Genomic DNA, 26,710 nt, shown 5'->3' on the forward strand with positions numbered 1-26,710 from the left:
GGTGATCTGGTTGCGCAATCTAGCTCTATTTTTGTGTGCTTAATCGCGTTAGCATGGGTTGCACTCATTTATTCCGGGGACCTCATGGCTATCAAACTCATTGCAATCGATATGGACGGCACACTGCTGCTGCCAGACCACACCATCTCTCCAGCCGTTAAAAACGCAATTGCCGCGGCACGCGCAAAGGGCGTGAATGTGGTACTGACCACAGGTCGTCCGTATGCCGGTGTGCACAGCTACCTGAAAGAGCTGCACATGAATCAGCCGGGTGATTACTGCATTACTTATAACGGTGCGCTGGTGCAAAAAGCTGCGGATGGCAGCGCGGTTGCGCAAACCGCGCTGAGCTATGATGATTACCTGTTCCTGGAAAAACTGTCCCGTGAAGTGGGTTCTCACTTCCACGCGCTCGATCGCAATACGCTCTATACCGCCAACCGCGATATCAGCTACTACACCGTACATGAGTCCTTCGTTGCGACCATTCCGCTGGTGTTCTGTGAAGCCGAGAAAATGGACCCGGCGACACAATTCCTGAAAGTGATGATGATTGACGAGCCTGAGATCCTGGACAAAGCGATTGCGCGCATCCCGGCGGAAGTGAAAGAGAAATACACCGTGCTAAAAAGTGCGCCGTACTTCCTCGAAATTCTCGATAAACGCGTGAATAAAGGTACCGGTGTTAAATCACTGGCCGATGCACTGGGAATCAAACCTGAGGAGATTATGGCCCTGGGCGATCAGGAAAACGACATCGCGATGCTTGAATACGCAGGTATGGGGGTGGCAATGGACAACGCGATCCCATCGGTAAAAGAAGTGGCCAATTTTGTCACTAAATCCAACCTGGAAGACGGCGTGGCGTATGCCATTGAGAAGTTTGTGCTGAACTAAAAACCTGCTTGCGATACCCTGATGCGACAACTGCGCATCAGGGTATCCTCATGAAACAAATCACCTTCGCTTCCCGCCATCACCAGCTAACCAATACCAATACCTGGACGCCGGACAGTCAGTGGCTCGTCTTTGATGTACGCCCGTCGGGCGCATCGTTCACTGGTGAAACCATTGAGCGAGTCAATGTCAGTACGGGCGAGGTTGAGGTGATTTATCGTGCTACTGACGGCGCGCATGTCGGCGTGGTGACCGTTCATCCCGCTGAAGATAAGTATGTGTTTATCCATGGCCCGAAAAACCCGGATGCAGACTGGCACTATGATTTTCACCATCGCCAGGGAGTGATTGCGCATCATGGTCAGGCGAGCAACCTGGATGCGATGGATATCACCGCGCCTTACACCGCAGGCGCGTTGCGCGGCGGCAGCCACGTACACGTCTTCAGCCCGAACGGGCAGCTCGTTAGCTTTACCTATAACGACCACGTCCTGCACGAGCGCGATCCGAAACTCGATTTACGTAACGTGGGGGTTGCTGCACCATTTGGCCCGGTGAACCCACAGGGGAACCATCCGCGAGAATATGCCGGTGCATACTGGAGCGTGCTGGTGAGCCGCACGACGCCAACACCTCAGCCTGGCAGCGATGACATCAACCGCGCCTATGAAGAGGGCTGGGTGGGTAATGACCGACTGGCGTTTATTGGCGATACCCTGTCAGTGCAGGGCGAGAAAGTGCCAGAACTGTTTATTGTTGAGTTGCCTGAAGACGAACAGGGCTGGAAGCGTTCGGGCGATGAGCCTCTGCAGGGTACGACTGAAACCCTGCCTGCCCCGCCAGCAGGGGTTAAGCAGCGTCGTCTGACCTTTACGCATCAAAGGGCGTATCCGGGGCTTGTGAACGTGCCGCGTCACTGGGTGCGCTGTAATCCGCAAGGGACGCAGGTCGCGTTTCTGATGCGCGATGATAACGGTATTGTGCAGTTGTGGCTGATCTCACCTGAGGGTGGCGAGACGCGCCAGTTAACCCATTCGGCGAGTGGTATCCAGTCAGCGTTTAACTGGCACCCTTCCGGGAACATGCTGGGATTCGTGCTTGAAAATCGGATCGCCTGTTGCGATGCGCAGACTGGTGCGGTGACGTTTTTGACGTCCGATCACGGCAACCCACCTTCAGCAGATGCTGTCGTATTTTCCCCGGACGGACGTTTTATTGCGTGGATGGAAGAGACAGGCGGTTTCCGTCAGCTTTGGTTAACAGAAACCGCGCAACACTAGCGTGGAGGCAATTCAGCGGGCGGAATGACGGAGTTTGTCGCCAGATTCTCCTGCTCGCTTTTTTCTACCCGTGAGCGCACGGAATTGTCCTTACGAAACATATCCCACGGCAGCAAAAGCGTATCCGCCACAGCCGTAAACGGCATATCCAGGATAACCAGGGATTTGGTGCCCCAGTTTGTATCGTCATCGGAGATCATCGCCGCGCTGGCACGCGTCCCCGGATATGTTCCTTCTTTACCGCCGGTGTGAGACATCACGCTCGAACACCCGCAAAGTAAAACTACCCCGCTGAACGTCGTCAGCTTTATCAGAACATTTTTCATCATCACTCAGTCATCATTAATGGCACTGCAAAGACCTGCAACTCAGGTTTATAGCGAGCCTTAACCAAAATGGATAGCCCGATAACCCCGCACTGTGGCAGCCATCGCAATTTAACCCTTTGTGCTGTTGTCCCAGTCTAAGCGAGATGCACGAAAGTGCAAAAAAAAGTGCAGCTGTCGTGCTTGAAAAGCCCGGTTCCAGACCCATTTTAAGAATGTAACCACGAAAACGAACACGCCTGATGGGTGTTCGGGGTACTAAGGCCTGTCCATGGTGGAAGGCTACATTTTCTCGCTGATTTCAGGAGTTTTATTTATGCGTAACTTCGATCTTTCTCCGCTATACCGTTCTGCAATTGGTTTTGACCGCCTGTTTAACCATTTAGAAAATAACCAAAGCCAGAGCAACGGCTACCCTCCATACAATGTTGAGCTGGTTGATGAAAACCACTACCGCATCGCGATTGCCGTCGCAGGTTTTGCAGAAAACGAACTGGAGATCACCGCCCAGGACAACCTGCTGGTGGTGAAAGGTTCCCATACGGCCGAGCAGAAAGAACGTACCTACCTTTACCAGGGCATTGCCGAGCGCAACTTTGAACGTAAGTTCCAGTTAGCTGAGAACATTCACGTTAAAGGCGCGAACCTGGTTAACGGCCTGCTGTTTATCGAACTGGAACGCGTGATCCCGGAAGAGAAAAAGCCGCGTCGTATCGAAATTAACTAATTATGCGGGTCGCCTAAGCGGCCCATCCAGAATTGCTTGCCGTAATGGGAGCATATGCGAATCCATCGGGATTTGCAGGAATAACTGCGCACAAAATTAAACTGTGCCGAACTCGCTTCTCAGAAGGAGATTTAGTATGCGTAACTACGATTTATCCCCCCTGCTGCGTCAGTGGATTGGTTTTGACAAACTGGCTAACGCCCTGCAAAGCACCACCGAGCAACAGACATTTCCGCCGTACAACATCGAAAAAAGCGATGATAACCACTATCGCATCACCCTGGCGCTGGCCGGTTTCCGTCAGGACGATCTGGATATCCAGCTTGAAGGCACGCGTCTGACCGTGAAGGGTACGCCGGAAAAACCAGAAACCGAGACCAAATGGTTACATCAGGGGTTGGTCACTCAGCCGTTTAGCCTGAGCTTTACCCTGGCCGATCATATGGAAGTTTCTGGCGCCACGTTTACCAACGGGCTGTTGCATATCGACCTGACCCGTAATGTGCCGGAATCCATTGCGCCACAGCGTATCGCCATTAGCGAGCGGCCTGCGTTAAACAGTTAACAATCCCGCCGATCCTGTAGGTCGGGTAAGGCGTAGCCGCCACCCGACAATACTCACAGACAGCACAAAGCCCTGCCACGGCAGGGCTTTTTTGTGCGCCATCGCCCATACAACCGCCTTTGGCTCTGAGAGAATCCTCGTCATAACTAAGGTTATGCACAGGAAGTGGATCATGAGTGATATCGCGTTAACGGTTAGCGTGTTGGCCCTGGTCGCTGTAGTTGGACTGTGGATAGGTAATATCAAAATCCGTGGCGTCGGGTTTGGGATTGGCGGGGTTCTGTTTGGCGGAATTTTTGTCGGGCACTTTGCCGACAAACTCGGGCTGGTCCTCAGTGCCGAAATGCTCCACTTTATTCAGGAATTCGGTCTGATCCTCTTCGTTTATACCATCGGTATTCAGGTGGGGCCGGGCTTTTTCGCCTCTCTTCGGGTCTCCGGATTACGGCTCAACCTGTTTGCTCTTGGCATTGTGGTGATGGGTGGGCTGGTCACCGCTATTCTGCATAAAGTCTTTGATATCCCGCTGCCTGTGGTGTTGGGTATTTTCTCCGGGGCGGTGACCAACACACCGGCACTCGGTGCGGGGCAGCAAATTCTGCGCGATTTGGGTATCGAACCCGGCATTGTCGACCAGATGGGGATGAGCTATGCCATGGCCTATCCGTTTGGGATTTGCGGCATTCTGCTCTCCATGTGGCTGGTACGCGTCCTGTTCCGGATTAATGTCGACAAAGAGGCGAAGGACCACGAAACCACCCTCACTAACGGCCATATGCCGATCAAAACCATCAATATTCGGGTTGATAACCCCAATCTGAACAATATGGCGATTCAGGATGTACCGATCCTGAATAGCGCCAATATTATCTGCTCCCGCCTTAAGCGTGACGATATGCTGATGGTGCCCGCGCCAGGCACCATCATTCAGCAAGGTGATCTGCTGCACCTGGTCGGCCAGCCCGGGGATTTAAACAACGCGCGGCTGGTGATTGGTCAGGAAGTGGATACGTCGCTCTCAACCCGTGGCACCGATATGCGCGTGGAGCGCGTAGTGGTAACTAACGAGCACGTTCTGGGCAAGAAAATACGCGATCTGCAGGTAAAAGAGCGCTATGACGTGGTGATCTCCCGTCTCAACCGTGCGGGTGTTGAGCTGGTTGCCAGCCCGGAGGCGAGCCTGCAGTTCGGGGATATCCTCAACCTTGTCGGGCGGCCGTCTTCGATTGATGCTGTGGCGGATATGGTGGGTAATGCTCAGCAAAAACTGCAGCAGGTGCAGATGTTGCCTGTGTTTATCGGTATCGGGCTTGGCGTACTTCTGGGCTCCATTCCGCTGTACGTGCCGGGTTTCCCGGTTGCGCTCAAGCTGGGCCTGGCGGGTGGGCCGCTGATTATGGCGCTCATTCTTGGTCGTATCGGCTGCATCGGTAAGCTCTACTGGTTTATGCCACCGAGCGCCAACCTGGCGTTGCGCGAGCTGGGCATCGTGCTGTTTCTGGCCGTTGTCGGCCTGAAATCCGGCGGAGATTTTGTTGATACTCTGGTCAAGGGCGAAGGGATGAGTTGGGTCGGCTACGGGATATTTATCACGGCGATCCCGCTCCTTACGGTGGGCATTCTGGCGCGGATGTTCGCCAAAATGAACTATCTGACGCTGTGCGGCATGCTTGCTGGTTCCATGACGGACCCCCCCGCGCTGGCTTTTGCCAATAACCTGCACGCCACCAGCGGTGCGGCAGCATTGTCCTATGCCACAGTCTACCCGCTGGTCATGTTCCTGCGCATCATCACCCCGCAGCTACTGGCGGTGCTGTTCTGGGGGATGAGCTAGCAATGCGTCCGGGTGGATGCGCCGCAGATGGTAGTCCACCTGGTAATCGCTGGTATTACGGAACATCACGGAATAATTGAGGAACTCGCCGCTGTCGCTGTAAGAGAGAGATGTAATTCGCAGCAGCGGCGTTTGTTCCGGCAGGTTCAGGTAACCGGCCAGCTGTTTATCTGCCAGCACTGGCGTCAGGCTCTCGTAGTTACCGCTGATAGTGATCCCACACTCCTTCTCGATGTAATCAAACTTCGACCCTTCAAGATGCGCCAGCGACAGATTGCGAAACAGCTTCACGGGCATAAAGCTGTCCTCCAGCATCAGGGGTTTCCCATCCACGAAACGCACGCGACGCGAAAAGTAGATCCGTTCATCCACCTGTATCCGCAGCTGGCTTGCGATGGCGGGCGGTGCGGGCATGACTTCGAACTGCAACACCTTGCTCTGCACCTCTTTCCCCTGCTGACGCAGCACCTCCACCAGCCCGGTCAGGTTAGTGGTTTCATGATGGACATCTTTTCGCGATACAAACGTCCCGCTGCCGTGCCGCCGCTCCACCAGTCCCCAACTGACCAGCAAGTCCAGTGCCTTTCGAATGGTCATCCGCGCCACGCCGAATTCCTGCGCCAACGCCTTTTCACCAGGAAGCGGGCTGCCGATGTTGTAGTCCGATGAATTCAGCCGCAGCCGCAATCTGTCGGCAATAGATTTGTAGATCACCAGTAGACCTCTCTGCCTTTGTCTGGAGGTGGATTGTGTCCTGACATGTCCATATTTATAACGAAAAGTAGACCTGACTGGTCAAAATAAAACCATGAATGCGATCACGAATCGCAGCGGCACGCCATGTTCGCGCATCAGTAAGTTCTTATGCTCACCTCAGGCCAGCAAAAAACCATAAAGGCCTCTACCCCCTACAGGTTGTTACGTGAGGATTTAAAAATGCTCAGTCAAATACAACGTTTTGGCGGTGCCATGTTTACCCCGGTGTTGCTGTTTCCGTTCGCCGGGATCGTGGTGGGAATCGCCATCATGCTTCGCAACCCGCTGTTTGTGGGTGAGGCTTTAACCGCTCCGGATAATCTTTTCGCGCAGATCGTTCACATCATTGAAGAGGGCGGCTGGGCGGTGTTTCGCAATATGCCGCTGATTTTTGCCGTCGGCCTGCCGATTGGTCTGGCGAAGCAGGCGCAGGGCCGTGCCTGTCTGGCGGTGCTGATTAGCTTCCTGACCTGGAACTACTTCATCAATGCGATGGGGATGACCTGGGGTCATTTCTTTGGCGTCGATTTCTCCGCCGAACCGACGGCCGGAAGCGGGCTGGCGATGATTGCGGGCATCAAAACGCTGGATACCAGCATTATTGGGGCGATTGTGATTTCGGGCATCGTCACCGCGATCCATAACCGCTATTTCGACAAGCCGCTGCCGGTTTTTCTGGGGATTTTCCAGGGTACGTCGTTCGTCGTTATCCTTGCATTCTTCGTTATGATCCCCTGCGCCTGGCTGACGCTGCTGGGCTGGCCGAAAGTGCAAATGGGCATTGAATCTCTGCAGGCCTTCTTACGTTCTGCCGGTGCATTGGGGGTCTGGGTTTATACCTTCCTGGAACGCATTCTGATCCCAACCGGATTGCATCACTTTGTCTATGGTCCGTTTATCTTCGGCCCTGCGGCAGTGGAAGGGGGGATTCAGGTCTACTGGGCGCAGCATCTGCAGGAATTTAGCCAGAGTACACTGCCGCTGAAAACCCTGTTCCCGGAAGGCGGATTCGCGCTGCACGGTAACTCCAAAGTGTTTGGCTCTGTCGGGATTGCGCTGGCGCTGTGGTACACCGCGTCGCCGGAAAACCGCGTCAAGGTGGCTGGGTTGCTGATCCCGGCTACGCTCACCGCCGTACTGGTGGGGATTACCGAGCCACTCGAATTCACCTTCCTGTTTATTTCGCCGCTACTGTTTGCCGTCCACGCCGTACTGGCCGCGACGATGGCGACGGTGATGTACATCTTTGGCGTGGTAGGCAATATGGGCGGTGGCATGCTGGACCAGTTCCTGCCGCAAAACTGGATCCCAATGTTCCATAACCACGCCTCAATGATGTTCACCCAAATCGGTATCGGCGTCTGCTTCACCGGTATCTACTTCGTGGTCTTCAAAACGCTGATTGAGCGTCTGAACCTCAAAACACCTGGCCGGGAAGAGAGCGAAATAAAACTCTACAGCAAGGCTGAGTATAAGGCCGCGCGCGAGCAAACCACCGCCCCGGTGGCGGCCAGCCAGCAGGCTGGACAAGCCGCCGGATTCTTACAGGCACTCGGTGGTGCGGCCAATATCGAAAGCATCAACAACTGCGCCACCCGCCTACGTATCGCGCTGGTCGATATGGCGCAAACCCAAAGCGACGACGTCTTTAAAGCCCTGGGCGCACACGGTGTCGTCCGGCGCGGCAACGGTATTCAGGTGATTGTCGGTCTGCACGTTCCTCAGGTGCGTGACCAGCTGGAATCACTGATGAAAACCCCTTTAACGAATGAACAAACCACCCTGACAGAGGCTATATCATGAAAAAATTCTCAGTTGTCATTGCAGGCGGCGGTAGCACTTTCACGCCTGGTATCGTCCTGATGCTGTTAGCCAACCGTGACCGTTTCCCGCTGCGCGCGCTGAAGTTCTATGACAACGACGGTGCCCGCCAGGAAACCATCGCTGAGGCGTGCAAAATTATCCTCAAGGAACAGGCTCCGGAAATTGAATTCAGCTACACCACCGATCCAAAAGCCGCTTTTACCGATGTCGATTTTGTGATGGCGCATATCCGCGTGGGCAAATACCCAATGCGTGAAAAAGACGAGAAAATCCCGCTTCGCCACGGTGTGCTGGGTCAGGAAACCTGCGGCCCGGGTGGGATCTCTTACGGTATGCGCTCTATCGGCGGCGTGCTGGAACTGGTGGATTATATGGAGCAGTACTCCCCGAACGCCTGGATGCTGAACTACTCCAACCCGGCGGCGATTGTGGCGGAAGCCACCCGCCGTCTGCGTCCGAACGCCAAAATCCTGAACATCTGCGATATGCCGATCGGCATTGAAGGGCGCATGGCACAGATTGTTGGCCTGAAGGACCGCAAAGAGATGCGCGTGCGCTACTACGGCCTGAACCACTTCGGCTGGTGGACGTCGATTGAAGATCTTAACGGCAACGATCTGATGCCGAAACTGCGCGAATATGTGGCGAAAAATGGCTATGTACCACCTTCAGAAGATGCGCATACCGAAGCGAGCTGGAACGATACCTTTGCCAAAGCAAAAGACGTGCAGGCGCTGGATCCGGACACTATGCCAAACACCTATCTGAAGTATTACCTGTTCCCGGACTATGTGGTCGCGCACTCCAACCCGGAACGGACCCGCGCCAATGAAGTCATGGATCACCGCGAAAAGCACGTGTTCAGCTCTTGTCGGGCGATTATCGAAGCCGGTAAATCCTCCGCCGGCGAGCTGGAAATTGACGAACATGCGTCGTACATCGTCGATCTGGCCACCGCGATTGCCTTTAACACCCAGGAGCGCATGTTGCTGATTGTGCCGAATAATGGGGCTATCCATAACTTTGATGCCGACGCGATGGTAGAAATTCCGTGTCTGGTGGGCCACAACGGGCCGGAACCACTGACCGTGGGCGATATTCCGCACTTCCAGAAAGGATTGATGAGTCAGCAGGTAGCGGTGGAAAAACTGGTGGTGGATGCCTGGGAACAACGCTCATACCAGAAACTCTGGCAGGCGATTACCCTGTCGAAAACCGTGCCGAGTGCCTCCGTTGCGAAAGCCATCCTGGATGACCTCATCGAGGCCAACAAGGGTTACTGGCCAGAGCTGCATTAACCTTTCCGACCGGCATCGCCCGATGCCGGTCTCCTTGTCCTTGTCGATTTACGCTATGCTGAAGCCTGTCTCTGGCACGACAAGGAACCTTCATGAAAATTTCCCGCCTCGGTGAAGCGCCGGACTATCGCTTCTCTCTGGCTAATGAACGCACATTTCTGGCGTGGATCCGCACAGCGCTGGGCTTTCTTGCCGCAGGGGTGGGTCTTGATCAACTCGCACCTGATTTTGCCACACCGCTGATTCGCGAGGTGCTGGCGTTGCTGCTGTGCCTGTTCGCGGGTGTATTGGCGATTTACGGCTACCTGCGCTGGTTGCGCAATGAGAAGGCGATGCGTCTGAAGCAGGATCTGCCCTATACGCGCGGGTTACTCATCATCAGTACGATCCTGCTGACGGTGGCGGGGGTGATTATGGTGCTGGTGTTCTATGGTGGATAGCCGCAAAGCGCGACGCGAAGCCGACCCCGGCCTGCAGCCGGAGCGGACATCACTCGCCTGGCTGCGCACGCTGCTTGGGTACGGCGCGCTGATTGCCCTGGCGATTAAGCACAACTGGCACCGTACAGGGGTGCCATTCTGGATCTCACTGGTTGTGCTGGCGCTGGTGGCACTCATTTTATGGCGCTATACCCGCAGCCGTAACCTGATGGATGTGTCACAGAACGATTTTGTGCAGCCGCAAGCGGTACGGGATAAGTTCCTGATTGCGCTTGCGGTGCTGTCGCTGTCACTGCTGTTTGCGGCAACCCACCTGCAGGTTATTTTTTCCCTTTAGCCAGATATTTTGCCATCTCGTCTTCCGGTACCATTCCGCCGCCGGTTGCCCAGACCAGGTGGGTAACGTTCTCACCGGCATCAACGCGGACCGGACCGGCCATGCCTGCCAGTGCCGACGGCTCCAGACGGATCCCTTCCTCCTGCGCCAGCCAGCCGAGCATGTCGTACATGCTCTGATCGGAAAGCGTATAGAACCCATCAAGCAGACGCTCCATCGCGCGGCCCACGAAGCCGGAGGCCCGTCCTACGGCCAGACCGTCTGCGGCCGTCACGTTATCGATGCCCAGATCCTGCACCGCGATTTCATCGTGCAGGCCGGTGTAGACGCCCAGCAGCATGCACGGCGAGTGCGTTGGCTCCGCGAAGAAGCAGTGAACGTTATCACCAAAGGCCAGTTTCAGACCAAACGCCACGCCGCCAGGACCACCGCCGACGCCGCATGGCAGGTAAACATACAGCGGATGTTCTGCATCCACTACACGTCCCTGGGCGGCAAACTGTGCCTTCAGGCGCTCGCCTGCCACCGCATAGCCCAGGAACAGGGTGCGGGAGTTTTCATCGTCAATGAAGAAGCAGTTCGGATCGCTTTCTGCCGCTTTGCGCCCCTGTTCCACCGCCACGCCATAATCCTGCTCATACTCCACGACGATCACGCCGTGGCTGCGCAGTTTGGCTTTTTTCCACTCGCGGGCGTCAGCAGACATATGCACCGTCACCTTAAAGCCGATACGAGCACTCATAATGCCGATGGACATCCCCAGGTTGCCGGTCGACCCTACGGCGATACTGTACTGACTGAAGAAGTCCTTAAAGCGTGGCTCCAGCAGGATGCTGTAGTCGTCTTCAATGCTCAGCAATCCGGCGTCCAGCGCCAGTTTTTCGGCATGGGTCAGTACTTCATAGATGCCGCCGCGCGCTTTGATGGAGCCAGAGATCGGCAGATGGCTGTCTTTTTTCAGCTGCAGGGTGCCAGGAATGTTTGTAGCAAATTCCTTTTCCAGCCGTTTTTGCATCGCCGGAATAGCAACCAGTTCAGATTCGATGATGCCATTGGTCGCCGCCGTTTCCGGGAATGCTTTCGCCAGATACGGCGCGAAACGGTTGAGGCGAGCATGCGCGTCGTCCACGTCGGCTTTGGTTAGCCCGACGTAAGGCAATCCTTCTGCCAGCGTGGTGGTACGCGGGTTAAGCCAGGTGGTTTCTTTCAGGGCGATCAGATCCTCAACCAGAGGAAACTGTGCGGTTAAAGTAGTGATAGTTGCGTTTTCCATAATACGTCTCTTCGCGCTCAGATAATGAAAGAAAGCAGGAATGTGCCAGCAAGTGCAAGCACCGAGGCGATAAACGTCGCCGTCGTATAGTATTTGAAGGTCTCATTCAGGGTCGCGCCGCAGTACTGCTTCACCAGCCAGAACAGAGAATCGGTAACGATTGTGCAGCCAATTGCGCCGGAACCGATGGCAATAGTGATGATCTCCGGGCTCACGTTCGGGTAAAGCGGCAGCATCGGCGCAACAATCGCGGTGGCTCCCATCATCGCCACCGTGGCCGAACCCACGGCGGCATGCAGCACCAGCGCCACCAGCCAGGCGAGCAGGATAGGGTGCATATGCAGGTTCGAGAGAATATGCGCCAGCGTATCCGCCAGCCCGCTGGTTTTCAGGATGGCGTTAAACGCCCCGCCTGCGCCGATAATCAGCAAAATGTTCGCGATAGAGCCAAAGCCGTGCTCAGTATGGGTCAGCATTGCGCCCATGCTCATATGCTGGCGGATCCCCAGCAGGTAATAGGCAACAAACACGGCGATAAACATCGCGGTGATCGGGTTACCGATAAACTCCAGCAGCGTATACAGCGTACCTTCTTTCGCCATATTTAACTCAGCGATGGTTTTCACCAGCATCAGGGCAATCGGCAGCAGTACCGTGAACAGTGTTGCACCCAGCGATGGCAGCGTGTGCTCCTCCCGAACTTTCAGGTCTGAAAATTCAGCCGGAACCGGTTTAAACGGCAGACGGTTGCCGAGCAGTTTCAGGAACAGCGGGCCGCCTATCAGCGAGGCCATCAGGCCCACCAGCAGACCGTAGACGATAACCGTTCCGACGTCCGCACCTAATTTATTGGTGACAAACAGCGCCGCAGGATGGGGAGGCACCACGCAGTGCACCGCCATCAATGCGGTACAGAGCGGAATGGCAAGTTTGAGCAGTGAGGTGTGGGTCTTTTTGGCAATGGAAAATGCCAGCGGTATCAGCAGCACCACGCCCACTTCCACAAACAGCGTGATCCCGCAAATCATCCCCACGAGCACCATAATCACGTCAGCTGACAGCCAGCGGCAGCGCTGCAGTGTGATCCCGATGCGCTCTGCCGCCCCGGAGATTTCCATCATTTTGCCAAGAATAGTGCCAAGGCCGATGACCGCCGCCAGGAAGCCCAGCGTACCGCCAATCCCGTTCTCAATGGCGTTCACCATATCCAGCGGGCTCATCCCCATCATTGCACCGACGAAAAAGCTCGCCAGCAGCAGTGCGAGGAACGGGTGAAACTTCAGTTTTACGATGGTTAAAACAATCAACACGATGCTGACGAGCAGCGTTGCCACAACCCAGACCTGAGATCCCATATCTCACCTCACCTCACCCTTAAGTAATCTACGGGTATTGGACGAAAAAACGGCATGGGCTGACAAACGATATAAATTGGCTTTCAGATGAGCCAGATTGGATCAACTGAGTGACTAAACTCTAAAAAGCGCACTAAATTCGTATTAGGTTCACATAAATTCACCTTTGAACGGTATGCTGAACATGAAAACAAGGCGTGGGAATTGTGATGAACGATGTGAATGAAGCCCGAAATCGGCTGTTAAACGGCTGGCAGCTGTCGAAAATGTACACCTTTGAGGTGGCTGCCCGGCACGAGTCCTTCGCGCTGGCTGCGGAAGAGTTGTCGCTCAGCCCCAGCGCGGTGAGTCACCGCATCAACCTGCTGGAAGAGGAGTTGGGTATTCAGCTATTTGTCCGCTCGCACCGTAAAGTGGAGCTGACGCAGGAGGGAAAACGCGTTTACTGGACGCTCAAATCTTCACTCGACACCCTGAACCAGGAGATCCTGGACATCAAAAACCAGGCGCTGTCCGGCACGCTGACGGTTTATTCCCGGCCGTCGATTGCCCAGTGCTGGCTGGTCCCCATGCTGGGGGATTTTACCCGCCGCTACCCGTCTATTTCTCTCACTATTCTGACCGGCAATGATTACGTCAACATGCAGCGAACGGGTGTCGATCTTGCGCTGTATTTTGACGATACGCCGCCAAATCACCTTTCTCATCACTTTTTGATGGATGAGGAGATTTTGCCTGTCTGCTCACCGCAGTATGCCCGCGAGCATGAACTGCTGAAAAACGCCGATAACCTCAGTCACTGCACGCTGCTGCACGACCGTCAGGCCTGGAGCAACGATTCCGGTACGGATGAGTGGCTTAGCTGGGCGCAGCATTTTGCGGTGAATATGCCGCCATCATCTGGAATTGGTTTCGATCGTTCCGATTTAGCGATTATTGCGGCCATCAACCACGTAGGCGTCGCGATGGGCAGAAAGCGGCTGGTGCAGAAACGGCTCGAACGGGGCGAGCTGATCGCCCCGTTTGGCGAAAAGACCCTGAAATGTCATCAGCACTACTATATTTCGACGCTTTCTGGTCGCCAATGGCCGAAAATAGACGCCTTTATTGGCTGGCTGAGAGAACTGGCAAGCTGAAGAATTATTACGCTTTGGCTCTACACCAAATGTGAAAAAGCGTGCTAAATACAGGTAATGCTTTCGATTTATCCAGGGTAAACCGTGTTAAAGCCTTTTATTGCCTCTGCGTTACTGATCGCTTCCGGCTCGGCCATTGCTGCTGAGCCGCCGATGACAGCTGCCCGCTATGCGCAGCTGCTGGGTGTGGGTCTCGATGTCGACTGGGCGCGTACCGAACGCGGGATCCGCGAATTCGACCCGCTGGTGGTGCGCGATTTTCGCGCAAAGGGCATTACCCACGTGCGCATCCGAGTAGCCGATGAGCCGACGGAAGCGCGGTTGATTCATCTGCGCAAGCTGGTGGAAGCCTGCGAGCAATATGGTGTGATCCCGATTATCTCTTATCAGGCTGATGAGTATAAAAGTGACCCGAAAGCGGATAACGAGAAAGAGGTGATCAACTGGTGGATTGCTGTCGCGCACTATTTCGGCCAAAGCTCGCCACTGCTGGGTTTTGACCTGATCTACGAACCTGCGGACAAGCTCAATCACAATACGGCATCGCTCAACCGTGTGTATGAGAAGACAATCAAAGACATTCATGCAATTGATGCTAATCGCATGATTTTTATCGCTCCCCGCCTGCGTGCCGCACCGGAAGATTTATCCAGCCTGAAGCTCCCTGCGCACAGCCAAAACTACCTTCTGGCTGAGTGGCACATTTTCCCGTGGGGGCCGCTGAAAAATAGCGGTAAATATCCGTGGACGTCCGGGACGGCGGCGGAGAAAGCCGCGATTCATAATCGCATCACTACCGCGCTGCACTGGCAACAAAAAACCGGACACGTTAGCTGGGTTGGGGGTTGGGGTGTGGGGGAATCAAGCCACTTCACCCCAACCGCTTCGCAAATGGCCTTTGCTACCTTTATGGCCTGTGAGCTGCAAAAGGCGAAAATTCCCTATGCGATCAACGCGGATTTCCAGTTTTACGACGGGGAAGAGGGGGCATGGCGACCCGCACCAGAACCGCTGCTGCAGGCGATGATCACCCCTGTCTGTGAAAAGCCCGGCGAAAAGCCGGGCCATCATGCGGTTAAACCGGTTGCTCGTGATGCGGGACACGCGATGCCAGCGGCAGCCAGCACAGTAAAATCAGCAGTCCCATCAGCGTCATCAGCAAACCCAAACTAGCCTGACCGGTCTGCGGCATCATAGCGGAGAGCCAGGCCAGCGCACCGGAACCGATATTCTGCAAACCGCCCACCAGCGCCCCCGCAGTGCCTGCAAGGAACGGGAATGGCTCCATCGCGCCGCTGGTGGCGAGCGGGAACAGCATCCCCGCACCGAAGAAGAACAGTGCCGCCGGGATCAGCAACGTCCAGACGGTCATCACGCCGAACAGCCCCGGGATCCACATCATTACGCCTGCCAGCAGGCAGCTAATGACCGATTGCCACATTAACGTCGAGAAACGTTTGTTGGGACGTCCGGCAAACCAGGCACCGAAGAATGCCGCAGGAATAGGCAGAATAAACAGAATACTGACCACCATGCTGCTCAGGCCAAGCCCTGCGCCCAGGAGTACACCGGAGCAGGCTTCGAACACCGCAATACCCGCCAGGCCACCGATCAGCATCAACAGGTAACAGGTGAACGCCCCGTTGCCGAATAGCGTTTTATAGCTGGCGATAAGCTTCGTACGCGGTGCGTCTTGCGGGCGCGTTTCCGGCATCCAGCGCGCCATGCTAAAAGTGACGATCATGCACAGCACCAGCAGGAAAGCGTAACAGGCCCGCCAGGACCACATGGTATCCAGCAGGCCACCAATCAGCGGGGCCAGCAGCGGGCTGACCAGAATCCCCATGTTCAACAAACTGTTAGCATGGCGAAGCTGAGTGCCATGATACATATCCCGCGGTAAGGTACGCGCCATCACCCCGCCAACGCCGGTGCCGACACCCTGCAGGGCGCTGGCGGCAATCAACACGGTCAGGTTGTGGGTGGTCATCGCGATCACCGTGGCGACCATGAAAATAGACATACCGACTAAAATCACCGGGCGGCGGCCGATACGGTCGGAGAGCGGCCCATAGAACAACTGCGAAACGCCATAGGTCAGCAGGTAGGCTGCCATCACGCTTTGTACTGCGCCCTCACGGACGTTAAGTTCCTTTGCCATGTCGGCAATCGCCGGAATGTAGATGGTTTGTGCCATCTGACCGACGGCCACCAGTAACACCAGCATCAACAATAAGTTAACGTTCCTTTGTTTTTTCATGTCGCTGAATACTTTTGCCAAAAGAGAAAAATGAAGAATAAGTGACTGCGCATTCCCATAAATGCGCGAGGAATCTACCACAGAGAGATGACAATTTAAGCATTGTCGTGGTGAATGAAAAAACCGGTAAAGGCAGGATTTGTAAACAAGATCGGCAACTAATGTTGCCAGTGGATTACGCCAGGTGTAGCAGGATAGCCCCACCGGCAATACCCAGCGCAGCAGCGATGCGCAGACCAGCAACCTTCTCTTTCAAAAGCACAAAAGCAATTAACGCACCGAAGAGAATTGAGGTTTCACGTAGCGCGGCCACAACCGCAAGCGGAGCCTGAGTCATCGCCCATAATGCCAGGCCATACGATCCCATCGTCCCGACGCCGCCGAGCAGCCCTTTTTTCCAGTGCAGACCCAGGTAACGAGAGGCTTCGCGTCGTCGCGCTACCATCGCCCAGCACAGCAGACAGAAGCCGTTCATAAAGAAGGTCCAGAGCGTATAACCCAGTGCAGTGTCGGATAAACGTACACCCGTTCCGTCCACCAGCGTATACCCGGCGATAAAGCATGCGTTGAGTAGCGCCAGCCAAATCCCTTTGCGTGACCGCATACGGCCATTCATCGCCATGGCCAGAATAGACAGGCAGATCACGCCGATGCCAGACCATGCGAGCCATGAGAGGCTATCCCCGAGCACCAGCACGCTGATCAGCGCCACCAGCAACGGGGCTGTCCCGCGCATTAATGGATAGGTCTGGCTCATGTCTGAGACCTGATACGTCTTCGCCACCAGTACGGTATACACCACCTGTAAGGCACAAGAGACAATCAAGAAAGGCCAACTTGTTGCGGATGGCTGCGGAGAAAAGGGGAGCAGTACCAGGGCAATCAGCGCAGCGGAGCCGCTGACGCTAATCGCGGAATAGAGCTTGTCCGTTCCGGCTTTGACGATGGCGTTCCAGCTGGCATGCAGCAGTGCGGCGAAGAGCAAAATGCAGAAAACGGTGATGGTCATGGGGTATCGGCTGGTGAATTGTCACTCAACTGTAACATTCACACCCTGATGCTGCCAGCCAGTTACACCGCACAAAAAAGGCGGTGCGTCACCCGCGGTTCGTCCGAGACCAGCGTAAAACCTGCCTGGCGATAGAACCCGTACGCAGTATCAGGCGCATGGGTATTGAGAAAATCAAACCAGATGCTGGCATCGGCCATCACCACGGTCAAAAGCTGTTTGCCAATGCCAAGCCCACGGCATTTCTCGCTGACATAGAGGTGGCGAATGCGCCCGGCACGCGGCTGCTGGCTGAAGGGATCGCGGTTGAGGCCGCACACGCCTACCAGTTTGCCGTTGAGAAACGCCCCCAGTAGTTTTTCACCCGGCGCGTTAAAGCGGTTCTCACCCCGCTGCCAGTTCTCTTCCAGCCTGCGCAGCATGTTGAAATTCAGTGCGATACTTTCCGCCTTCAGGGCGATATACCCCGGTTCATCCGGTGTGACGGGCTCAATTAACAGACGCGACATAGCATTCCCTCGTTATTAAAGAGGGGCGGTTGCCCGCCCCTCTCAGGTGCGACTTGAACCTGAATCACCGAAGGTATTTCAGGACAGCATCAAGCAGTTGCAGTACAGCAACAATGAGTTTGAGGATAAGTATCACCATATCCACTACGCTCATACGCGTCTCCTTTTGGTCAAAAGGAGCACGATGCTGGCGTACCTTTCCGCCGCCTGTTGCCAGCACCTGGATTGACGTAACACAGTGTGCTCACTTCGGGGGTTAAGGCACTGACGGCACCACCCGTTTCAGCCAGGACTTTGTTGCGCCGGTAAAACAGCGGCCCCCTCGCGCACTGCGAACACCCTCAGTATAGATAAATACTGTATGCATGAACAGTATTTTATGGACAAAATTAGGAAGACGATCCATACTCAAAAACGTCAAAATCCGTGCCGGAATTGCGCGTTCTCCTGCGATCGCGTATACTTTTTGCGTTGACGTAACACAGTGTGTTCTGCGGCGACCAACCGCAAAACCCTGATAAAAACCTCGCTTAGGCGGGGTTTTTTGTTTTCATCACCCAATAAACGAAACGTGATCCCTGACGCATTTTTGCGCAGATGAAAATATTTCCATTGTCACGCCAGAAAACCTGTGTTTGTATAAATTCCATCAATGATTCCAAACACAGGTCCCCAATGACTTCATCCATCTTCACTTCGACCCTACTAAAAACTGCGCAACCAGCCGCAGTGGTCGTCGTGCGTGTGGTGGTGGTCGTCGGCAATGCGCCGTAGGGACTGGATCAACACACGAATCCAAAACCCCGCCGGCGCAAACCGGGTGGGGTTTTTCGTTTAAGAGCCTCCCCGGAAAGTCGGCCCAGAAGAAAAGGACTGGAGCATGGCAAGTTCGGGCACAACATCCACGAAGACGCGTTTTACTGGCGCGCAGTTAATCGTTCATTTACTGGAACGACAGGGCATCACCACGGTTGCGGGTATCCCTGGCGGGACGGTACTGCCGCTGTATGATGCGTTAAGCCAAAGCACGCAGATCCGCCACGTACTGGCGCGTCACGAGCAGGGGGCGGGATTTATCGCCCAGGGCATGGCGCGTACGCAGGGCAAACCGGCAGTCTGTATGGCCTGTAGCGGCCCCGGGGCGACCAACCTGGTGACCGCCATTGCCGATGCGCGTCTCGACTCCATTCCGCTGATCTGCATTACCGGCCAGGTGCCATCATCAATGATTGGTACTGATGCGTTCCAGGAAGTGGATACCTACGGCATCTCTATCCCCATCACCAAACATAACTATTTAGTTCGCGATATTGCCGAGCTTCCGCAAGTTATCAGCGATGCGTTTCGCATTGCACAGTCCGGCCGTCCAGGCCCGGTGTGGATAGACATTCCTAAGGATGTCCAGACCGCAGAGATCGAGATCGATGTTCTGCCTGAGCCGGGCGAGCGTGCCCCCGCACCAGAATTTAGTGAAGAGAGCGTACGTGATGCTGCAGCTATGATTAACGCCGCCAAACGTCCGGTGCTTTACCTGGGCGGCGGGGCGATTAATGCCTCTGAGGCGGTGCGTGAGCTGGCAGAGAAAGCCAACCTGCCCACCACCATGACGCTGATGGCGCTTGGCATGCTGCCGAAAGCGCACCCACTGTCACTGGGGATGCTGGGGATGCACGGTGCGCGCAGCACCAACTACATTCTGCAAGAGGCTGATTTGCTGATTGTTCTCGGCGCACGTTTTGATGACCGGGCGATTGGTAAAACCGAGCAGTTCTGTCCGAATGCCAAAATCATTCACGTGGATATCGATCGCGCCGAGCTGGGGAAAATCAAACAGCCGCACGTGGCGATTCAGGGGGATGTGGCTGAGGTACTGGCACAGCTGATCCCGCAAACGGAGGCGACCGGGCGTGAAGAGTGGCGTCAGCTGGTAGCTGACCTGCAACAGGAATTCCCTGGTGCAATCCCAACGGAAGGCGACCCGCTCAGCCACTACGGACTGATTAACGCCGTTGCCGCCTGCGTGGACGACAGCGCGATCATCACCACCGACGTAGGCCAGCATCAGATGTGGACCGCACAGGCTTATCCGCTGAACCGCCCGCGCCAGTGGCTGACTTCCGGCGGCCTGGGTACCATGGGCTTTGGCCTGCCTGCCGCTGTGGGCGCGGCGCTGGCGAATCCGGACCGCAAGGTTATCTGTTTCTCCGGTGATGGCAGCCTGATGATGAACATTCAGGAAATGGCGACCGCGGCCGAAAACCAGTTAGACGTCAAAATCATCCTGATGAACAACGAAGCGCTGGGGCTGGTACATCAGCAGCAGAGCCTGTTCTATAAGCAGGGCGTGTTTGCCGCGACCTATCCCGGTATGATCAACTTTATGCAGATTGCCGCCGGATTTGGCCTGCATACCTGCGATTTGAACGCTGAAGAGGATGCCCACGCGGCGCTGCAAGCGGCGATTTCACGCCCTGGCCCGGCGCTGATCCACGTGCGTATCGACCCTGAACAAAAAGTGTATCCGATGGTGCCACCGGGTGCGGCAAATACTGAGATGGTGGGGGAATAAGCCATGCAGAAACAACATGATAACGTCATTCTGGAACTCACCGTCCGCAACCACCCTGGCGTCATGACGCACGTCTGTGGGCTATTCGCCCGCCGTGCATTTAACGTCGAAGGCATTCTCTGTCTGCCGATTCAGGGCAGCGAGCACAGCCGCATCTGGCTGCTGGTGAATGACGATCAGCGTCTGGAGCAGATGATGGCGCAGATCGATAAGCTGGAAGATGTCACCAGAGTGGCGCGCAACCAGTCCGATCCCACCATGTTTAACAAAATTGCGGTGTTCTTCGAATAAATCGCTCATTGCTTGAACACCCACGCGCTTATCGTTAAGGTAAGCGCGTTTTTTTATCTGCTCGCCAGGAACGCGCCATGACGACCATCGCTCTTATCGACGACCACCTTATCGTCCGCTCCGGATTTGCTCAGCTTTTGAACCTTGAACCTGATTTTGAGGTCGTCGCAGAGTTTGGCTCCGGGCGCGAGGCGCTGGCGGGTTTACCCGGACGTGGGGTGCAGGTCTGTATTTGTGACATCTCAATGCCTGATCTCTCCGGGCTGGAACTGCTGACTCAGTTACCGAAGGGAATGGCGATCATTATGCTTTCGGTCCATGACAGCCCGGCGCTGGTGGAGCAGGCGCTCAACGCGGGCGCACGTGGGTTTCTCTCTAAACGCTGTAGCCCGGACGAACTGATCGCCGCCGTGCGCACCGTCTCTACCGGCGGCTGCTATCTGACACCGGATATCGCCATCAAGCTGGCTGCCGGACGCCAGGATCCGCTGACCAAACGCGAGCGTCAGGTGGCGGAGAAGCTCGCTCAGGGGATGTCGGTGAAAGAGATTGCCGCTGAGCTGGATCTGTCGCCAAAAACCGTGCACGTTCACCGCGCCAATCTGATGGAAAAACTCAACGTCAGCAACGATGTCGAGCTGGCGCGCCGCATGTTTGATAGCTGGCAATGAGTCCCGTGTTTTCGCGGCTGATCGCCGTCGTCGCCAGCTTTTTTATCTTCTCTGCCGCCTGGTTTTGCCTGTGGAGCATCAGCCTGCATCTGGTGGAGCGCCCGGAACTGGCAGTACTGCTGTTCCCGTTCGGCCTGCGTCTGGGGTTAATGCTGCAATGCCCGCGTGGCTACTGGCCTGTGTTGCTGGGCGCAGAGTGGCTGATGCTGGTCTGGCTGGCGCAGGAAGTCGCCCTCGCGCATCTGCCCTTATTGATGACCGGAAGCCTGCTCACGCTTCTCCCTGTTGCCCTTATTTCCCGATATCGTCACCAGCGCGACTGGCGCACGCTGTTGCGTCAGGGGGCGGCGCTGATTGCCGCCGCGCTGCTTCAGTCTCTGCCCTGGGTGGGCGAAAAAGAGATGCTCAACGCGCTGCTACTGACCCTTACCGGCGGCCTGACGCTCGCGCCAACTTGCCTGGTGATCTGGCATTACCTGACCAGCACCGTCTGGCAGCCACTCGGCCCGTCGCTGGTTTCTCAGCCGGTGAACTGGCGCGCACGGCACCTCATCTGGTATCTGCTGCTGTTTGTGGTAAGCCTGTGGCTGCAGCTTGGTCTGCCCGCAGAGCTCTCGCGCTTTACCCCGTTTTGTCTGGCCCTGCCGATTATTGCGCTTGCGTGGCACTACGGCTGGCAAGGGGCGCTGATCGCCACCCTGATGAACGCCATAGCGCTGATTGCCAGCCAGACCTGGCACGATCATCCGGTAGACTTACTGCTCTCGCTTCTGGCCCAGAGCCTGACCGGGCTGCTGCTCGGGGCGGGCATTCAACGGCTGCGTGAGCTGAACCAGTCGTTGCAAACCGAGCTGGCGCGTAACCGTCGTCTGGCGGAGCGCCTGCTGGAAACCGAAGAGAGCGTACGACAGGAGGTGGCGCGTGAGCTGCACGATGACATCGGCCAGACCATTACCGCCATCCGCACGCAGGCGGGCATCGTTCAGCGTCTGGCGGCGGAAAACGCCGGTGTGAAGCAGGGCGGAGCGCATATCGAACAGCTCTCGCTGGGTGTGTATGACTCGGTAAGGCGTTTGCTCGGAAGGTTACGTCCACGCCAGCTGGACGATCTTTCCCTTGAGCAGGCCGTGCGTTCCCTGATGCGCGAGATGGAGCTGGAAAGCCGCGGGATTGTCAGCCATCTCGACTGGCGGATTGAAGAGTCGCTGTTGAGTGAAGGCCAGCGGGTGACACTGTTTCGGGTGTGTCAGGAAGGGCTGAATAATATCGTGAAGCACGCCAATGCCAGCGCGGTAACGTTGCAGGCCTGGCAGCAGGACGAGCGTCTGATGCTGGTGATTGAAGATGACGGCTGCGGCCTGCCGCCGGGCTCCGGTCAGCAGGGATTTGGCCTGGCAGGTATGCGCGAGCGCGTGAAGGCGCTGGGCGGCACGCTGAACATCTCCTGCACCCACGGGACGCGCGTCAGCGTCAGTTTGCCGCTGAGGAGTTACCATGTTTAAGACCCCTGCTATTGCCGCCCCAATCAGCGATAAAAATGAAATTGACGCCCGTTACCGTTACTGGCGTCGCCATATCCTGATCACCATCTGGCTCGGCTATGCGCTGTTCTACTTCACCCGCAAAAGCTTCAACGCCGCCGCGCCGGAGATCCTCGCCAGCGGCGTGATGACCCGCACCGACATCGGCCTGCTGGCGACGCTGTTTTACATCACCTATGGCCTGTCGAAGTTCTTCTCCGGCATCGTCAGTGACCGCTCCAACGCCCGTTATTTTATGGGCTTTGGGCTGATTGCCACGGGAGTGGTGAATATCCTGTTTGGTTTTTCCACCTCACTGTGGGCCTTTGCGCTGCTGTGGGCGCTGAACGCCTTCTTCCAGGGCTGGGGAGCCCCGGTTTGTGCCCGTCTGCTCACTACCTGGTACTCGCGCAACGAGCGTGGCGGCTGGTGGGCAGTCTGGAACACCGCGCATAACGTGGGTGGCGCGCTGATCCCCATCGTCGTCGGCGCAGCAGCGCTGCATTACGGCTGGCGTGCAGGCATGATGATTGCGGGCGGGTTAGCGATTATCGCCGGGTTGTTCCTCTGCTGGCGTTTGCGTGACAGGCCGCAGACCGTAGGTCTTCCTGCGGTGGGTGACTGGCGTCATGATGAAATGGAGATTGCCCAGCAGCAGGAAGGGGCAGGGTTAACCCGCAAAGAAATCCTCACCAAATACGTGCTGAAGAACCCCTATATCTGGTTGCTGTCGCTCTGTTATGTGCTGGTCTACGTAGTGCGCGCGGCGATCAATGACTGGGGTAATTTGTACATGTCTGAGACGCTCGGCGTGGATCTGGTGACGGCCAACTCGGCGGTGACCATGTTTGAACTGGGCGGGTTTATCGGCGCGCTGGTGGCGGGCTGGGGTTCGGACAAGCTGTTCAACGGCAACCGTGGCCCGATGAACCTCATTTTTGCTGCCGGGATTTTGCTCTCGGTAGGCTCACTGTGGCTGATGCCGTTTGCCAGCTACGTCATGCAGGCGGCGTGCTTCTTCACCACCGGTTTCTTTGTGTTTGGTCCACAGATGCTGATCGGCATGGCGGCGGCAGAGTGCTCGCACAAAGAGGCGGCTGGCGCGGCAACGGGCTTTGTCGGGCTGTTTGCCTACCTCGGCGCATCGCTCTCCGGCTGGCCGCTGGCGCGGGTCATCGACATCTGGCACTGGAGCGGTTTCTTCGCGGTGATTGCCATTGCGGCGGGGATTTCTGCTCTGCTGCTGTTACCGTTTTTGCACGCCCAGGCACCGCGCGAAGCGTGATACGCCTCACCTTTTCGTCCCGAAAGGGGCAAAACTAGGAAATATTCCCGGTTTCACCTGGACGCTGTCTCAGGCATCTCTCCCGGCTGATTTTTACAATGCGGTAAAAATCAGCTCAGGAGTAAACCAACCATGCTGGCCTTCTTAAACCAGGTGCGCAAGCCGACCCTGGATCTGCCGCTCGATGTGCGGCGCAAAATGTGGTTCAAGCCGTTCATGCAGTCCTATCTGGTAGTCTTTATCGGCTACCTGACCATGTACTTGATCCGCAAAAACTTTAACATCGCGCAGAATGACATGATCTCGACCTATGGGTTGAGCATGACGCAGTTGGGGATGATTGGCCTGGGCTTCTCCATCACCTACGGCGTGGGTAAAACGCTGGTTTCCTATTACGCTGACGGCAAAAATACCAAGCAGTTCCTGCCGTTTATGCTGATCCTCTCTGCCATCTGTATGCTCGGCTTTAGCGCCAGCATGGGCGCGGGCTCGGTTAGCCTGTTCCTGATGATTGCCTTCTACGCCCTGAGCGGTTTCTTCCAGAGTACCGGCGGGTCGTGCAGCTATTCCACCATCACCAAATGGACGCCGCGCCGTAAGCGTGGGTCGTATCTTGGCATGTGGAACATCTCCCACAACCTCGGTGGTGCCGGTGCGGCGGGCGTGGCTCTGTTCGGTGCCAACTATCTGTTCGACGGCCATGTGATCGGCATGTTTATCTTCCCGTCGATTATCGCCCTGATTGTCGGCTTTATCGGCCTGCGCTTTGGTAGTGATTCCCCGGAATCTTATGGCCTCGGCAAAGCTGAAGAGCTGTTTGGCGAGGAGATCAGCGAAGAGGACAAAGAAACCGAAGAAAACGAGATGACCAAATGGCAGATCTTTGTTGAGTACGTGCTGAAAAACAAAGTGATCTGGCTGTTATGTTTCTCGAACATCTTCCTGTACGTGGTGCGTATCGGTATCGACCAGTGGTCAACCGTGTATGCCTTCCAGGAGCTGAAGCTCTCTAAAGAAGTCGCGATCCAGGGCTTTACCCTGTTCGAAGTGGGCGCGCTGGTTGGCACGCTGCTGTGGGGCTGGCTTTCTGACCTTGCCAATGGACGTCGTGCGCTGGTGGCCTGCATTGCGCTGGCGCTGATTATCGCCACCCTCGGTGTGTACCAGCATGCCAGCAACCAGTACGTTTATCTGGCATCCCTGTTCGCGCTCGGCTTCCTGGTGTTTGGTCCACAGCTGCTGATCGGCGTGGCGGCGGTTGGTTTTGTACCGAAAAAAGCGATCGGTGCCGCCGATGGGATTAAGGGCACCTTCGCCTACCTGATCGGCGACAGCTTCGCCAAGCTCGGTCTGGGGATGATCGCCGACGGCACGCCAGTTTTCGGCCTCACCGGCTGGGCAGGTACCTTCGCCGCGCTGGATGCCGCAGCCATCGGCTGTATCGTCCTGATGGCGATGGTCGCGGTGCTGGAAGAACGTAAGATCCGCCGAGAGAATCGTGCGCAGAAGCAAAAATTGAAAGCAGCCTGAGTGTGCAGGTGACTTCTTTGCCCGGCTGACCGCCGGGCTTTTTTATTAACTGGGTTAAGACCTACCCCAAAACAAAAATATCCCCTGTTGACGGGGTGACTGTGCCGGGCAACCACAAATTGCCCCATTTACCCGTACAATGGCAGCCCATTATTTTGTCGAGCTGTAGGCCGCGCAGAAACTGCCTGACTGCCCAGAGCTTACGCGGTGACGCACAGCGAAGATGGAAACCGCCGAAAATTGCATGGATGTGATTGATACCGGTTATTCTCCAGCAGGACACTGATTGTTATGGACATGTTCGCTCTTTCCCTGAAGTGATTATTCGTTACCGCCAGGCATTGACCATACACCGTGGATATACAATTGCCCCAATAAAAACCAAAGTGGCTTTCCTGCCCTTTTTCCAGCGCTTTTCAGTTCACTATTATGGTTCTGCCCGCTTTTGACGCCCTGCGTTTCCCGCTATGATGAGCGGCTATTCTAAGGAGAACGCATGGTCTGGATAATGCTGGCAACGCTTGCTGTGGTGTTTGTGGTCGGATTTCGGATCCTGACCTCGGATTCCCGACGCGCCATCAAACGCTTAAGCGAACGTCTGGGGATCACCCCGATGCCCGTTGAGTCGATGATCGACCAGTTTGGCAAAACGCCGGGGAATGAGTTTATCCGTTATCTTGAGCGTCCGGACGAGGCGCACCTGCAAAACGCGGCACAAGTGTTGCTGATCTGGCAGGTCTGCATCGTCGATGGTAGCGAAGAGAACCTGCACACCTGGCACCGCATGCTGCGTAAAGCCCGCCTGGGTGCGCCAATCACCGATGCGCAAGTCCGACTCGCGCTCGGCTTTATGCGCGAGATCGAGCCCGATCTGCAGGAACTTAATGCCTTCCAGCTACGCTACAATCAGCTCTTCTTGCCGCAAGAGGGCGTGTTTTACCTGCACTGATATCACGAATCGTGATGAAGAGTATAAAGTATCATCATTAGATTTATACCACTCGTGAGCGCAACATCA

The 26,710-nt window shown here is 55.9% G+C and carries 27 protein-coding genes, 1 pseudogene and 1 other annotated feature; of the genes and pseudogenes, 19 read left to right on the plus strand and 9 right to left on the minus strand.

The window, feature by feature from the left end; translation table 11 throughout:
• Positions 1-84 precede the first annotated feature (84 nt).
• Positions 85-897, plus strand: a complete 813-nt coding sequence (gene yidA / locus V6E55_RS14895; RefSeq protein WP_114979034.1) for a sugar-phosphatase — start codon at positions 85-87, stop codon at positions 895-897.
• Positions 898-947: 50 nt separating this feature from the next.
• Positions 948-2,177 carry a DUF3748 domain-containing protein gene (locus tag V6E55_RS14900; protein ID WP_316943202.1) on the plus strand — a complete coding sequence of 410 codons (1,230 nt, stop codon included), beginning with the start codon at positions 948-950 and terminating at the stop codon, positions 2,175-2,177.
• Here V6E55_RS14900 and V6E55_RS14905 read toward each other — a convergent pair.
• Positions 2,174-2,506 carry a YceK/YidQ family lipoprotein gene (locus tag V6E55_RS14905; protein WP_114979032.1) on the minus strand — a complete coding sequence of 111 codons (333 nt, stop codon included), beginning with the start codon at positions 2,504-2,506 and terminating at the stop codon, positions 2,174-2,176. The genes V6E55_RS14900 and V6E55_RS14905 overlap by 4 nt on opposite strands.
• Positions 2,507-2,753: 247 nt before the next feature.
• Positions 2,754-2,826, plus strand: a sequence feature (ROSE (Repression Of Heat Shock gene Expression) occurs in the 5'-region of heat shock genes and acts as an RNA thermometer to modulate expression.).
• On the opposite strand from V6E55_RS14905, the gene ibpA reads away from it, so the two are divergent.
• The 3 genes from ibpA (at position 2,820) to V6E55_RS14920 (ending at position 5,629) form a co-directional block, all read left to right on the plus strand.
• Positions 2,820-3,230 carry a small heat shock chaperone IbpA gene (ibpA, locus tag V6E55_RS14910; RefSeq protein ID WP_008500162.1) on the plus strand — a complete coding sequence of 137 codons (411 nt, stop codon included), beginning with the start codon at positions 2,820-2,822 and terminating at the stop codon, positions 3,228-3,230. (Overlaps the previous feature by 7 nt.)
• Positions 3,231-3,366: 136 nt before the next feature.
• On the plus strand, positions 3,367-3,795 hold the full coding sequence (gene ibpB, locus V6E55_RS14915; protein WP_049007071.1) for a small heat shock chaperone IbpB: 429 nt from the start codon (positions 3,367-3,369) through the stop codon (positions 3,793-3,795).
• A 172-nt stretch (positions 3,796-3,967) separates the two neighbouring features.
• On the plus strand, positions 3,968-5,629 hold the full coding sequence (locus tag V6E55_RS14920) for a putative transporter (protein WP_129997023.1): 1,662 nt from the start codon (positions 3,968-3,970) through the stop codon (positions 5,627-5,629).
• On the opposite strand, the gene V6E55_RS14925 is transcribed toward V6E55_RS14920, so the two are convergent.
• Positions 5,597-6,343: a GntR family transcriptional regulator gene (locus tag V6E55_RS14925; protein WP_316943204.1), complete on the minus strand. Its 747-nt coding sequence runs from the start codon at positions 6,341-6,343 to the stop codon at positions 5,597-5,599. The genes V6E55_RS14920 and V6E55_RS14925 overlap by 33 nt on opposite strands.
• A gap of 222 nt (positions 6,344-6,565) precedes the next feature.
• Between V6E55_RS14925 and V6E55_RS14930 the strand changes: the two genes are divergently transcribed.
• From V6E55_RS14930 to V6E55_RS14945, 4 genes are all read left to right on the plus strand, one after another.
• A complete protein-coding gene (locus V6E55_RS14930) occupies positions 6,566-8,188 on the plus strand; it encodes an alpha-glucoside-specific PTS transporter subunit IIBC (RefSeq protein WP_316943205.1) in 1,623 nt (540 codons plus the stop codon).
• A complete protein-coding gene (locus V6E55_RS14935; protein ID WP_129997020.1) occupies positions 8,185-9,507 on the plus strand; it encodes a 6-phospho-alpha-glucosidase in 1,323 nt (440 codons plus the stop codon). Before V6E55_RS14930 ends, V6E55_RS14935 begins: the two co-directional genes overlap by 4 nt.
• A 92-nt stretch (positions 9,508-9,599) precedes the next feature.
• The gene (locus tag V6E55_RS14940) at positions 9,600-9,947 is read left to right on the plus strand and encodes a YidH family protein (RefSeq protein WP_028017795.1); all 348 of its coding nucleotides are present in this window, start codon (positions 9,600-9,602) and stop codon (positions 9,945-9,947) included.
• Positions 9,937-10,284 carry a DUF202 domain-containing protein gene (locus V6E55_RS14945; protein ID WP_316943206.1) on the plus strand — a complete coding sequence of 116 codons (348 nt, stop codon included), beginning with the start codon at positions 9,937-9,939 and terminating at the stop codon, positions 10,282-10,284. Before V6E55_RS14940 ends, V6E55_RS14945 begins: the two co-directional genes overlap by 11 nt.
• Here the strand turns inward: V6E55_RS14945 and dsdA are convergent.
• Together dsdA and dsdX are read right to left on the minus strand one after the other, a co-directional pair.
• Positions 10,268-11,557 carry a D-serine ammonia-lyase gene (gene dsdA / locus V6E55_RS14950; RefSeq protein WP_316943208.1) on the minus strand — a complete coding sequence of 430 codons (1,290 nt, stop codon included), beginning with the start codon at positions 11,555-11,557 and terminating at the stop codon, positions 10,268-10,270. The genes V6E55_RS14945 and dsdA overlap by 17 nt on opposite strands.
• 17 nt (positions 11,558-11,574) lie before the next feature.
• Positions 11,575-12,912: a D-serine transporter DsdX gene (gene dsdX, locus V6E55_RS14955; protein WP_316943210.1), complete on the minus strand. Its 1,338-nt coding sequence runs from the start codon at positions 12,910-12,912 to the stop codon at positions 11,575-11,577.
• Between the two features lie 209 nt (positions 12,913-13,121).
• Here dsdX and dsdC point away from each other — a divergent pair, with 209 nt between their 5' ends.
• Together dsdC and V6E55_RS14965 are read left to right on the plus strand one after the other, a co-directional pair.
• Positions 13,122-14,048, plus strand: coding sequence for a DNA-binding transcriptional regulator DsdC (dsdC, locus tag V6E55_RS14960; protein WP_114979025.1), 927 nt, complete (start codon positions 13,122-13,124; stop codon positions 14,046-14,048).
• Positions 14,049-14,132: 84 nt separating this feature from the next.
• On the plus strand, positions 14,133-15,221 hold the full coding sequence (locus V6E55_RS14965) for a cellulase family glycosylhydrolase (RefSeq protein WP_316943211.1): 1,089 nt from the start codon (positions 14,133-14,135) through the stop codon (positions 15,219-15,221).
• Here the strand turns inward: V6E55_RS14965 and emrD are convergent.
• From emrD to tisB, 4 genes are all read right to left on the minus strand, one after another.
• Positions 15,124-16,308 (minus strand): multidrug efflux MFS transporter EmrD, encoded by a 1,185-nt coding sequence (emrD, locus tag V6E55_RS14970; RefSeq protein WP_316943213.1) that lies wholly within the window; start codon positions 16,306-16,308, stop codon positions 15,124-15,126. The two genes, V6E55_RS14965 and emrD, sit on opposite strands and share 98 nt — an antisense overlap.
• 175 nt (positions 16,309-16,483) lie before the next feature.
• Positions 16,484-17,317 carry an EamA family transporter gene (locus tag V6E55_RS14975; protein ID WP_316943214.1) on the minus strand — a complete coding sequence of 278 codons (834 nt, stop codon included), beginning with the start codon at positions 17,315-17,317 and terminating at the stop codon, positions 16,484-16,486.
• Between the two features lie 62 nt (positions 17,318-17,379).
• On the minus strand, positions 17,380-17,826 hold the full coding sequence (locus V6E55_RS14980; protein WP_096150935.1) for a GNAT family N-acetyltransferase: 447 nt from the start codon (positions 17,824-17,826) through the stop codon (positions 17,380-17,382).
• Positions 17,827-17,890: 64 nt separating this feature from the next.
• Positions 17,891-17,980 carry a type I toxin-antitoxin system toxin TisB gene (gene tisB, locus V6E55_RS14985; RefSeq protein WP_020684667.1) on the minus strand — a complete coding sequence of 30 codons (90 nt, stop codon included), beginning with the start codon at positions 17,978-17,980 and terminating at the stop codon, positions 17,891-17,893.
• A gap of 521 nt (positions 17,981-18,501) precedes the next feature.
• Here tisB and ivbL point away from each other — a divergent pair.
• The 7 genes from ivbL (at position 18,502) to uhpT (ending at position 25,692) form a co-directional block, all read left to right on the plus strand.
• The gene (ivbL, locus tag V6E55_RS14990; RefSeq protein ID WP_057979964.1) at positions 18,502-18,600 is read left to right on the plus strand and encodes an ilvB operon leader peptide IvbL; all 99 of its coding nucleotides are present in this window, start codon (positions 18,502-18,504) and stop codon (positions 18,598-18,600) included.
• A 106-nt stretch (positions 18,601-18,706) separates the two neighbouring features.
• Positions 18,707-20,395, plus strand: coding sequence for an acetolactate synthase large subunit (gene ilvB / locus V6E55_RS14995; protein ID WP_316943216.1), 1,689 nt, complete (start codon positions 18,707-18,709; stop codon positions 20,393-20,395).
• A gap of 3 nt (positions 20,396-20,398) precedes the next feature.
• A complete protein-coding gene (gene ilvN, locus V6E55_RS15000) occupies positions 20,399-20,686 on the plus strand; it encodes an acetolactate synthase small subunit (protein WP_033144334.1) in 288 nt (95 codons plus the stop codon).
• Positions 20,687-20,763: 77 nt separating this feature from the next.
• On the plus strand, positions 20,764-21,357 hold the full coding sequence (gene uhpA, locus V6E55_RS15005; protein ID WP_114979020.1) for a transcriptional regulator UhpA: 594 nt from the start codon (positions 20,764-20,766) through the stop codon (positions 21,355-21,357).
• A complete protein-coding gene (uhpB, locus tag V6E55_RS15010; protein WP_316943218.1) occupies positions 21,354-22,859 on the plus strand; it encodes a signal transduction histidine-protein kinase/phosphatase UhpB in 1,506 nt (501 codons plus the stop codon). The genes uhpA and uhpB overlap by 4 nt, the downstream gene beginning before the upstream one ends.
• Complete coding sequence (locus tag V6E55_RS15015) at positions 22,852-24,162, plus strand: MFS transporter (protein WP_114979018.1); 1,311 nt, start codon at positions 22,852-22,854, stop codon at positions 24,160-24,162. Before uhpB ends, V6E55_RS15015 begins: the two co-directional genes overlap by 8 nt.
• A 132-nt stretch (positions 24,163-24,294) precedes the next feature.
• Positions 24,295-25,692 (plus strand): hexose-6-phosphate:phosphate antiporter, encoded by a 1,398-nt coding sequence (gene uhpT / locus V6E55_RS15020; protein WP_114979017.1) that lies wholly within the window; start codon positions 24,295-24,297, stop codon positions 25,690-25,692.
• Between the two features lie 61 nt (positions 25,693-25,753).
• Here the strand turns inward: uhpT and V6E55_RS15025 are convergent.
• A pseudogene (locus V6E55_RS15025) lies at positions 25,754-25,969 on the minus strand (MBL fold metallo-hydrolase); the annotation flags it as partial.
• A gap of 219 nt (positions 25,970-26,188) precedes the next feature.
• On the opposite strand from V6E55_RS15025, the gene V6E55_RS15030 reads away from it, so the two are divergent.
• Positions 26,189-26,641, plus strand: a complete 453-nt coding sequence (locus tag V6E55_RS15030; protein ID WP_114979016.1) for a DUF1198 domain-containing protein — start codon at positions 26,189-26,191, stop codon at positions 26,639-26,641.
• The last annotated feature ends 69 nt before the right edge of the window (positions 26,642-26,710 follow it).

The sequence above is a fragment of the Enterobacter sp. 342 genome (assembly GCF_036663495.1).
Classification (GTDB): domain Bacteria; phylum Pseudomonadota; class Gammaproteobacteria; order Enterobacterales; family Enterobacteriaceae; genus Enterobacter.

What these genes read in the sequence shown, in the direction of transcription:
- yidA (WP_114979034.1), top strand. Translation starts at nt 85, where the DNA reads ATGGCTATCAAACTCATTGCAATCGATATGGACGGCACACTGCTGCTG.
- V6E55_RS14900 (WP_316943202.1), top strand. Translation starts at nt 948, where the DNA reads ATGAAACAAATCACCTTCGCTTCCCGCCATCACCAGCTAACCAATACC.
- V6E55_RS14905 (WP_114979032.1), bottom strand. Translation starts at nt 2,506, where the DNA reads ATGATGAAAAATGTTCTGATAAAGCTGACGACGTTCAGCGGGGTAGTT.
- ibpA (WP_008500162.1), top strand. Translation starts at nt 2,820, where the DNA reads ATGCGTAACTTCGATCTTTCTCCGCTATACCGTTCTGCAATTGGTTTT.
- ibpB (WP_049007071.1), top strand. Translation starts at nt 3,367, where the DNA reads ATGCGTAACTACGATTTATCCCCCCTGCTGCGTCAGTGGATTGGTTTT.
- V6E55_RS14920 (WP_129997023.1), top strand. Translation starts at nt 3,968, where the DNA reads ATGAGTGATATCGCGTTAACGGTTAGCGTGTTGGCCCTGGTCGCTGTA.
- V6E55_RS14930 (WP_316943205.1), top strand. Translation starts at nt 6,566, where the DNA reads ATGCTCAGTCAAATACAACGTTTTGGCGGTGCCATGTTTACCCCGGTG.
- V6E55_RS14935 (WP_129997020.1), top strand. Translation starts at nt 8,185, where the DNA reads ATGAAAAAATTCTCAGTTGTCATTGCAGGCGGCGGTAGCACTTTCACG.
- V6E55_RS14940 (WP_028017795.1), top strand. Translation starts at nt 9,600, where the DNA reads ATGAAAATTTCCCGCCTCGGTGAAGCGCCGGACTATCGCTTCTCTCTG.
- V6E55_RS14945 (WP_316943206.1), top strand. Translation starts at nt 9,937, where the DNA reads ATGGTGGATAGCCGCAAAGCGCGACGCGAAGCCGACCCCGGCCTGCAG.
- dsdA (WP_316943208.1), bottom strand. Translation starts at nt 11,557, where the DNA reads ATGGAAAACGCAACTATCACTACTTTAACCGCACAGTTTCCTCTGGTT.
- dsdX (WP_316943210.1), bottom strand. Translation starts at nt 12,912, where the DNA reads ATGGGATCTCAGGTCTGGGTTGTGGCAACGCTGCTCGTCAGCATCGTG.
- dsdC (WP_114979025.1), top strand. Translation starts at nt 13,122, where the DNA reads ATGAACGATGTGAATGAAGCCCGAAATCGGCTGTTAAACGGCTGGCAG.
- emrD (WP_316943213.1), bottom strand. Translation starts at nt 16,308, where the DNA reads ATGAAAAAACAAAGGAACGTTAACTTATTGTTGATGCTGGTGTTACTG.
- V6E55_RS14975 (WP_316943214.1), bottom strand. Translation starts at nt 17,317, where the DNA reads ATGACCATCACCGTTTTCTGCATTTTGCTCTTCGCCGCACTGCTGCAT.
- V6E55_RS14980 (WP_096150935.1), bottom strand. Translation starts at nt 17,826, where the DNA reads ATGTCGCGTCTGTTAATTGAGCCCGTCACACCGGATGAACCGGGGTAT.
- tisB (WP_020684667.1), bottom strand. Translation starts at nt 17,980, where the DNA reads ATGAGCGTAGTGGATATGGTGATACTTATCCTCAAACTCATTGTTGCT.
- ivbL (WP_057979964.1), top strand. Translation starts at nt 18,502, where the DNA reads ATGACTTCATCCATCTTCACTTCGACCCTACTAAAAACTGCGCAACCA.
- ilvB (WP_316943216.1), top strand. Translation starts at nt 18,707, where the DNA reads ATGGCAAGTTCGGGCACAACATCCACGAAGACGCGTTTTACTGGCGCG.
- ilvN (WP_033144334.1), top strand. Translation starts at nt 20,399, where the DNA reads ATGCAGAAACAACATGATAACGTCATTCTGGAACTCACCGTCCGCAAC.
- uhpA (WP_114979020.1), top strand. Translation starts at nt 20,764, where the DNA reads ATGACGACCATCGCTCTTATCGACGACCACCTTATCGTCCGCTCCGGA.
- uhpB (WP_316943218.1), top strand. Translation starts at nt 21,354, where the DNA reads ATGAGTCCCGTGTTTTCGCGGCTGATCGCCGTCGTCGCCAGCTTTTTT.
- V6E55_RS15015 (WP_114979018.1), top strand. Translation starts at nt 22,852, where the DNA reads ATGTTTAAGACCCCTGCTATTGCCGCCCCAATCAGCGATAAAAATGAA.
- uhpT (WP_114979017.1), top strand. Translation starts at nt 24,295, where the DNA reads ATGCTGGCCTTCTTAAACCAGGTGCGCAAGCCGACCCTGGATCTGCCG.
- V6E55_RS15030 (WP_114979016.1), top strand. Translation starts at nt 26,189, where the DNA reads ATGGTCTGGATAATGCTGGCAACGCTTGCTGTGGTGTTTGTGGTCGGA.